This is a genomic window from Eudoraea sp., from assembly GCF_049669105.1.
In the GTDB taxonomy this organism is placed as follows: domain Bacteria; phylum Bacteroidota; class Bacteroidia; order Flavobacteriales; family Flavobacteriaceae; genus Eudoraea.
In genome coordinates this window covers 1-8,408 of the sequence record NZ_JBATKE010000115.1, presented here as the reverse complement: position 1 = coordinate 8,408, position 8,408 = coordinate 1, and the positions used below count along the sequence as shown (strand labels likewise).

6 protein-coding genes and 1 tRNA gene are annotated in these 8,408 nt (G+C 39.8%); 4 read left to right on the top strand and 3 right to left on the bottom strand.

Features of this window, described 5'->3' with window-relative positions; genetic code table 11:
* From WBM60_RS09875 to WBM60_RS09865, 3 genes are all read left to right on the top strand, one after another.
* The coding region (locus tag WBM60_RS09875) for an alpha-L-fucosidase (protein WP_424283029.1) at window positions 1–1,121 on the top strand (1,121 nt) is incomplete at its 5' end.
* 324 nt (window positions 1,122–1,445) lie between these two features.
* Complete coding sequence (locus tag WBM60_RS09870; RefSeq protein WP_424259690.1) at window positions 1,446–1,859, top strand: hypothetical protein; 414 nt, start codon at window positions 1,446–1,448, stop codon at window positions 1,857–1,859.
* Window positions 1,860–2,025: 166 nt separating this feature from the next.
* Window positions 2,026–4,569: an adenosylcobalamin-dependent ribonucleoside-diphosphate reductase gene (locus WBM60_RS09865; protein WP_424283028.1), complete on the top strand. Its 2,544-nt coding sequence runs from the start codon at window positions 2,026–2,028 to the stop codon at window positions 4,567–4,569.
* A 139-nt stretch (window positions 4,570–4,708) separates the two neighbouring features.
* On the opposite strand, the gene WBM60_RS09860 is transcribed toward WBM60_RS09865, so the two are convergent.
* Complete coding sequence (locus WBM60_RS09860) at window positions 4,709–4,975, bottom strand: hypothetical protein (RefSeq protein WP_424277322.1); 267 nt, start codon at window positions 4,973–4,975, stop codon at window positions 4,709–4,711.
* Window positions 4,976–5,385: 410 nt separating this feature from the next.
* On the opposite strand from WBM60_RS09860, the gene WBM60_RS09855 reads away from it, so the two are divergent.
* On the top strand, window positions 5,386–6,612 hold the full coding sequence (locus tag WBM60_RS09855; RefSeq protein ID WP_424279028.1) for a PQQ-dependent sugar dehydrogenase: 1,227 nt from the start codon (window positions 5,386–5,388) through the stop codon (window positions 6,610–6,612).
* A gap of 101 nt (window positions 6,613–6,713) precedes the next feature.
* Here WBM60_RS09855 and WBM60_RS09850 read toward each other — a convergent pair whose 3' ends face one another.
* Together WBM60_RS09850 and WBM60_RS09845 are read right to left on the bottom strand one after the other, a co-directional pair.
* On the bottom strand, window positions 6,714–7,715 hold the full coding sequence (locus tag WBM60_RS09850; RefSeq protein ID WP_424263659.1) for an acyloxyacyl hydrolase: 1,002 nt from the start codon (window positions 7,713–7,715) through the stop codon (window positions 6,714–6,716).
* Window positions 7,716–8,272: 557 nt separating this feature from the next.
* A tRNA-Asn gene (locus WBM60_RS09845) sits at window positions 8,273–8,346 on the bottom strand.
* Window positions 8,347–8,408: the final 62 nt, after the last annotated feature.

Here is an 8,408-nt window from a genome sequence, read left to right as displayed (position 1 = left end):
ATCCCCAGAAATTCGACGCAAAAAAATGGGCCCGGACAATGAAGGAAGCAGGCATGAAATATATGGTGATCACCTCCAAACACCATGATGGTTTTGGCCTATGGGATTCAAAAGTATCTGATTATGACATTGTGGATTTCTCCCCTTATGGCCAGGATATACTAAAGGCACTTTCTGAAGCGTGTAAAGAGGAGGGCATCAGGTTTGGAGTTTACCATTCCATAATGGATTGGCACCACCCACAAGCCCAGGGTCTTAACTATCCCGAATATAACACACAGGATTCACTAAAGATGAATTCCCGGTTCCCGGAGTATTACACCAACTATTTAAAGCCACAAGTAACGGAACTTATAGAAAACTACGACCCTGAAATTATTTGGTTCGACGGGGAATGGATACACGAATATACCCACGAAATGGGGCAGGAAATGTACCAATATCTTAGGGAGTTGAAACCGAGTGTAATCATCAATAATCGGGTAGATAAAGGAAGACAGGGAATGCAGGGCATGAATAAGGAAGATGATGATTATGCTGGCGATTTTGGCACTCCGGAGCAGGAGATATTGGAAGGAGCTGCCAATGTGGATTGGGAGTCCTGTATGACCATGAACGACACCTGGGGCTATAAATTGAACGACCATAACTGGAAATCTGCAGAGGTGTTGATACATAATTTGATAGATGTAGCATCTAAAGGGGGCAATTATCTTTTAAATGTGGGGCCCACTGCCGAGGGCGAAATCCCTGAACCTAGTTTGGAAAGACTACAAGAGATGGGTAACTGGCTTCGTACTAATGGCGAAGTGGTATATGGAACAGAAAAACTAAAAGCACATTTTAAGCAAGGCGACGATATACGCTTTACAAAAAAAAGAGAAGAACAGATTATTTATGCCATTTCTTTAAAAGCGCCAAAAAAGGATCTTGTTTTAAAATTCGTGAAACCCCTCGAAGGGAGCAAAATAGAACTAATTGGATCTGATATTCCTCTTAATTACACTTATTCAGAAGAGGAAGGGCTTATAATAAATATCCCTGAAGATGCCCTCAGAACCACCGGCAACAAATATGCATGGGGCTTTAAAATAAATGGTGTTGAGAGAACTGGAAAATGAACCCTGGTTGAATTGTACAAATAAAAGCCTAATAAGTATTTAACTTCCCGGGCTTTGAATGCCCCATACTTCTGTGAATGGCAAGGTGCTAAATTGGTCTGTCACATAAATTTATCAAACATTTGGGTTCTTTCGGCATCAGAATGTGCCGGATCACGATGCAACAACAATAGGTGTTTGGCCTCCGTCCTTGAACAGAACTCCCCTCCCGGCACGCACGTTTAAACAACTGTGTTAGGACACAACATGATGATTATCATTGCGCAGCAGGCATTAATAAATTAATTTATTAGCTAAATTAACTATATAAAGTATTTGGCAAGTATGGAAAATATTTTAGATCAATTAAGAAAGGAATTGACGAGCCAGCTCACATTTCACATGCGGAATTTCCTTGACCAAAGAGATCCCCGTGTTGGGGACAAAATATCTTTTGAAATCTGGGCTATTAACCAATCTGATATGGAATTAAGAGATTTAAGAGGCGTTATAAATCCTGGTAAAGCGACAAATTTCATCCCATGTACATTCAAGGTTCCATTTTTACGCGCGAATGGTAAATTGAAAATAAAAGAATTAAAAAACATTGAAATCACTGCTAATCCAGATGATATTGTGCTGGGGGTCCTTATTTTGGATAGTATAGCTGATATTAAAGTTGAATGGAAGGCTGAACTATCTTCCATGAAACTTAAGCATGATAAGAAAGTATTATTTAAAAAAGTCATCCCTGCCTGATTCTATTGGCCGGACTTCTTCTTTTTAATATTTAATTAAAACAAAAGGCAGATCCCTTTTTGATTTGTTTTCACCCTTTAAGCTTTATGATTTTTATCATAGAATAGCTTTTCAGATAGTCCCAATTTTACTTCTTCATCAATAATTTCCTTTAGAAAAATTTTACATGTCCTTAAAAATTATGCCTCCCAAAAGAAAAACTTATTTCCAGGAAGAAGCGTTTCAATCTAGTTTAACCTATTTTGATGGAGACGATCTTGCTGCGAGAGTCTGGATAAGCAAATATGCCCTCAAAGATTCGGACGGAAATCTCTATGAGATTAATCCGAATGATATGCATAGAAGGATAGCAAAAGAAATAGCTCGTGTGGAAAAAAAATATCCCAATCCCCTAGCCGAAGCAGAGATTTTTGATCTGATAAAAAACTTCAAATATATTGTCCCGCAAGGAAGTCCCATGGCAGGTATTGGAAATCCATTTCAAATTGCATCATTATCCAACTGTTTTGTGATTGGTAATGAAGGTAATTCTGATTCCTATGGAGGCATTATGAAAATTGACCAGGAACAAGTACAATTAATGAAACGACGTGGCGGTGTTGGCCATGATCTATCCCATATCAGGCCAAAAGGATCTGCGGTTAAAAATTCTGCTTTAACCTCAACGGGCCTGGTGCCATTTATGGAGCGCTATTCCAATTCTACGCGCGAGGTAGCACAGGATGGTCGCAGGGGAGCACTAATGTTATCGGTTTCAATTAACCATCCGGATGCTGAAGATTTTATCGACGCTAAAATGGAACAGGGAAAAGTCACAGCAGCCAATGTATCTGTTCGGATTGATGATGATTTTATGAAAGCCGTTGAAAGCAACAATTCCTATATTCAAAAATTCCCGGTTCACAGTAACAAACCTAAGTTTTCAAAAGTCATAGATGCCAAAACCTTATGGAATAAAATTGTGCATAATGCCTGGCAATCTGCAGAACCTGGAATCTTGTTTTGGGATACAATTATCAAAGAGTCGGTACCTGATTGTTATGCCGACCTTGGTTACAAAACGGTTTCTACCAACCCGTGCGGGGAAATTCCTTTATGCCCATATGATTCTTGCAGATTATTGGCCATCAACCTGTTCTCTTACGTGGAAGACCCGTTCAGGAGTACTGCAAACTTTAACTTCCCCTTATTCAAAAAACATATAGCCGCCGCCCAACGGATCATGGACGATATCATTGACCTGGAACTTGAAAAAATAAATGCCATTTTAGGAAAAATAAAATCGGATCCGGAATTAGAGGACACTAAAGCTGTGGAGGTGCAATTATGGGAAAAAATTAAGGAGAAAGCGATACAGGGCAGGCGAACAGGAATTGGCATTACCGCAGAAGGAGATATGCTAGCCGCATTAGGGTTGCGATATGGAAGTAACGAAGCGAATGAATTTTCCATTGAAGTACACAAAACTCTTGCGTTGGAGGCTTATAGAGCATCAGTTCATACTGCCAAAGATCGTGGAGCCTTTGAAATTTACGATGCCAATAGAGAAAAAGAAAACCCTTTTATTCTTCGAATAAAAGAAGCTGATGAAAAATTATATTACGAAATGCTGGAATACGGTCGAAGAAATATTGCCTTATTGACCATTGCCCCTACCGGTACAACAAGCTTAATGACCCAAACTACTTCTGGTATTGAGCCGGTTTTTCTCCCGGTATACAAACGGAGGAGGAAAGTTAATCCCAACGATATAGATAGTAAGGTAGCCTTTATTGATGAAGTGGGTGATTCATGGGAAGAATATGTAGTATTTCACCATAGGTTTAAACAATGGATGCGTGTAAATGGCTTGGATACTGAAAAAAAATACGATCAGGAAGAGCTCGAGAAAATTGTGGCCATATCCCCCTATTATAAAGCTACTTCTAATGATATAGATTGGTTGAGTAAAGTTCGTTTACAAGGCGCTGTTCAGAAATGGGTGGACCATTCTATAAGTGTTACTATAAATCTTCCTAATGAAGTCTCAGAAGAGCTGGTGGGCAAGTTGTATATGGAAGCATGGAAGGCTGGTTGTAAAGGAGTTACTGTGTATCGTGATGGGTCAAGATCAGGAGTGCTGATATCCAATGAAAGTGAGACTGAAGAAACGCTTACTGCCTTTCCTACCAAACGCCCTCAGGTCGTGGAGGCAGATGTGGTACGTTTTCAAAACAATAAGGAAAAATGGATTGCTTTTATTGGTTTAATTGATGAGCAACCCTATGAAATTTTTACAGGACTGGCAGACGATGAAGACGGAATTTTAATCCCGCGCTGGGTAAATGATGGTTTGATTATAAAGAACAGAGATGAAGATGGCACCTCCCGTTATGATTTTCAATACAAAAACAAAAGAGGTTATAAGACATCCATTGAAGGCCTTTCGCATAAGTTCAATCCGGAATATTGGAACTACGCTAAACTTATTTCCAGCACATTGCGACATGGTATGCCCATTGTAAAAGTTGTTGACCTCATCAACAGTCTGCAGTTGGAAGGCGAATCACTAAATACCTGGAAAAATGGGGTAGCCCGGGCGTTAAAAAGATTTGTTACCGATGGTACCGAGGCAAAAGGGCAAAAATGCGATAATTGCAGATCCACTAATTTAATTTACCAGGAAGGATGTCTGACCTGTAAGGATTGCGGTTCGTCCAAATGTGGATAAATCATTGCCGAAAAGAAACTTTGTAAAACAAAAAGTCCAGTAAAATACTGGACTTTTATCTCTGTTTCACTATAAAGCAGAACTAAATTCACTTTACCGCGATGAAGTGAGCTTGCTCTACTTCAGCGCTCTTTTTCTATTAGTTACACGAAGCCCCCAATAATTCGAAGGCAGCTATAAATTGATCAAAAGTGGTATCCCCTAATTCTTCTGTTTGCTCTACCCCTTCAGTTGTTACTGTAACAGTACCATCTCCGTTGTCACAATATTCAGAAACTACTTCTTGCTCCAAAATCGTAAGGGAACATGTTTCACAGTTATTAATTACCTCATCATTATCATCACTCCCACAGGAAATAAATCCTAAGACTCCTATAGCTAAAAATACGATCTTAATTTTTTTCATAACATTATTTGTTTTTAAATTTTGGTTGATATGGGTTTTTTTCTTTTATAATAACCACTAAATACACGATATAGTATGTTTGGCAGGTACAAATCACACAAAAAATCCAGCATTTCCACCGGACTTTTAACTCTGTTTCCTGGATTTATAAGGACCAGATACATAAAATTGCTAACATTCATTTTATGTAAATATGATCCAAAAAGAGGTGAAAATAGGCTTGGTCGTAAACGTGGTTGTATATATTAGAAACAAAAAAAGGAGCCACTTTCGTGAATGGCTCAGGTTATCTTGGATAGTTGACTTTTAGAAGTGTATTTCGGATTATTAATTTCAGCATTCTCTTCCCTTGGGCTATTAAACAACCTCTTCACTGTTAAGGCGGCGAGTAATTGTTTATATTTAACTCAATGATTGAATGCCAACAAATTATTAAATTCTTCCGCATTGGGACATCTTTTTTCAGATATCAAAAGGGCTCATTTACAATACCACAAGGGACTATAATTCTCAAAAAAATACTCTTCATTCCAATCACCTTATTATTCTTTTCTTGCGGTGAAGTTAAGACGCAAACCACCGCGTCCGGTTTAAGCTTAGATCTGGAGGTGTTAGCCGATGGCTTTGAAATACCATGGGCCATTGATGTGATTAGTGAAGATGATTATCTTTTCACCGTAAGAATGGGTGCTCTTTACCGCTATCGGAATGGTGAGGTGAACAAAGTGGATGGTTTACCGGAATCCAAGACATTTACAACAGACAGGCCCTATGGGGGCATGATGGATATAAGTCTTCACCCGCAGTTTGAATCCAATCAAATGGCCTACCTGACTTACGTGAACGAGGACTACCATCTTTCAGTAGCTCGGTTCAGACTGAAGGAAAATTCAGCGCAGGATGTTGAAATAATTTTTAAGTCAGATCAGTTTGCCATTGGTTCCCGGATTGCCTGGCAAGATAACACACATTTCTTTTTTTCATTTGGTGCAGGCGGGGCACCTGGGCCTGATCCGGGGCCGCAAGACCTGAAAGACCCAAGGGGGAAGATCTTTAGGCTGATGCATGATGGGTCTATTCCGGAAGACAATCCTGTCTTTCCTGGTATGAGTGAACCCTCGGGGATTTGGACTTACGGTCACAGAGATCCTCAGGGACTCTTTTATGATACGGATAATACAACTTTATATTCCAATGAACATGGGCCACTAGGTGGTGACGAATTCAATATAATTACCAAAGGGGGTAATTATGGCTGGCCCTTGTTTTCATACGGAGTTAATTATGACCTTACCAAGGTGTCCGACATGACTGAGGAAGAGGCGGCAAAGAATACCATATTGCCCATAAAGCACTGGACCCCTGATTTTCGCCTGGCGCCTAGTTGCCTGATCAGGCTTAAAAACAGTAATTTTGAACCCTGGAATGGTTCTTTTCTTATGGGAGCCTTAACTTACCAGCACCTTGTACTTTATAATCTGGATACAGAGGAAACAGAGATTGTTTTACCCAAAGCAGGCCGGGTCCGTGATATAGCCCAATTACCGAGTGGAAACCTCGTCATTTTAATAGATCAACAAAGCCCGAGCCTTTATTCTAAAGGACGGTTGGTGAAACTTACGTTAAAAACAAATTAGTTAAATATTAAAGCACTTAAAATCAATTATTTAAGAGGGTTCTAATGTATTCGATGCGGTTCTTAATTCTATGTGCACGACAATCTGTATTATTTCTAATCTCAAAGGGAAATACCCACCCTAAAATCAAGGAAGTTCGCCACATGACCATGTGCTTTCAGACTGATTCCAGTGCTAAAGTTCTTGGTAATCCTGTATACCAGCCCGTATCTCTGATATACATCTGAGTGCATGGGATTAGGATTGCTGAAATATACCCCAAATTGCTGACTGAAAAGAAACTTCCCTAGTAAGAACTCATGACCAATAGCCATTCCGGCCTTCACCGGACTACTTTCATCACCGTTCTGATCAAGTACGAACCCGGTACCATTATCATACATGACCTCCCCTCCGAGGGTATACGCGTTTACCCTCGCAAATTGTCTGCTCCATTTGATTTCTAGTCCCGGGGAAAGAAGGAATAGATTATCTCTCGGTTCTTCATAGGCAATAAAAAATGTAAAATCCCACCTTTTTTGAGGCGGTCCAAGCTCTCGCCAGTTGTTGACAGCTCTTTTCTTAAATTCAAATTCTTTTAGATAATAGGCCATGCCAATACCAAGAGAGGGCCAGTTAATACCCTTATTAGGTTGGCGGACTCCCCCATTGGAAATGTGATTATATACCAGTGTCCCATTGAGTAACCAACTGGATTTTATTCTGAAGTGCACCGTGCCTCCCAGTTGCAGAGGAAAGCCTATATGAGTACTATAGCTCCGGTTATCCGGATTTGAAACCGGATCATATGGGAAGTTCTGATACGATAAACCAAGACCCGCCCGCACAGAATAATTCACTCTGCCTCTGGTATTAAATACAGGTTCTATATAAAAGAGTCCTGTTATCCCCTGGCCAAGCACTTCCTTATTGTCAAAATCCCAGTAGGTGAGCGCAATGCCTAGTTTCGGATAACACATGCATGACTCCCAGGCTTTTTGCGATATTTTGTGCCAGGCCAAATCCAATTCAATTCCCGTAGGGTAGGAATCTTTAATAGGTCTGAGTTCCCTGCTGTGGATAAGTACCGAACCTAGGTGAAATTTCAGCCCAACCAGCTTCACTGAATTAAGTGAGTCATTTGTATGCTGAGAGAAAGAATATTCTGTTGAGTAAAGGAAAACTCCAATAAATAAACAACAAATTCTCAAACCTGACCTCATTCTAAATCGATAATTGTCCCCTAAAAATATCTAACACTAATTTACGAAGCAAAACCTTCATTAGGATATATTTCTTTTGGTCTTTTTTGACGGATACTGCCGGAACAAATGATCATCCCAGCTCAAACATTTTGAATAGACAAAAGCACACATTGCATACGGTTTTTGCGTGCATCTGTACTCGAGGCAGGACTTGGACCTCTAATAAGGAGTCATTTATGACTAGTAGAATTCCTAATGTTTGAAATATGCGATAAAATGTGGGATAAAAACAAAAAAACCATGAATTATACATGGGTTTTGATATTAATGGCTTTGTAGTAGGGCTTCCACCTTTGTTCGCCAAGGCGAACTACGGCGGATAAACTTCTCGCCCAAAATTTTCTCATGAAAAAAGCCACCCACTTTCGTGAATGGCTTTGGCATTGCGATGAAGTGAGCTCCGCTCTACTTCGGCGCTCCTCCTCTTGGGCTCGAACCAAGGACCCTCTGATTAACAGTCAGATGCTCTAACCAACTGAGCTAAGGAGGAATATGATTAATATTTAATCTATTAAATACAATATGTATTCACAATTATTAAGAACTTATTCC

Excerpts from the sequence above, each read along its gene's own strand:
- WBM60_RS09855 (WP_424279028.1), top strand. The coding sequence starts at position 5,386 with ATGATTGAATGCCAACAAATTATTAAATTCTTCCGCATTGGGACATCT.
- WBM60_RS09865 (WP_424283028.1), top strand. The coding sequence starts at position 2,026 with ATGTCCTTAAAAATTATGCCTCCCAAAAGAAAAACTTATTTCCAGGAA.
- WBM60_RS09870 (WP_424259690.1), top strand. The coding sequence starts at position 1,446 with ATGGAAAATATTTTAGATCAATTAAGAAAGGAATTGACGAGCCAGCTC.
- WBM60_RS09860 (WP_424277322.1), bottom strand. The coding sequence starts at position 4,975 with ATGAAAAAAATTAAGATCGTATTTTTAGCTATAGGAGTCTTAGGATTT.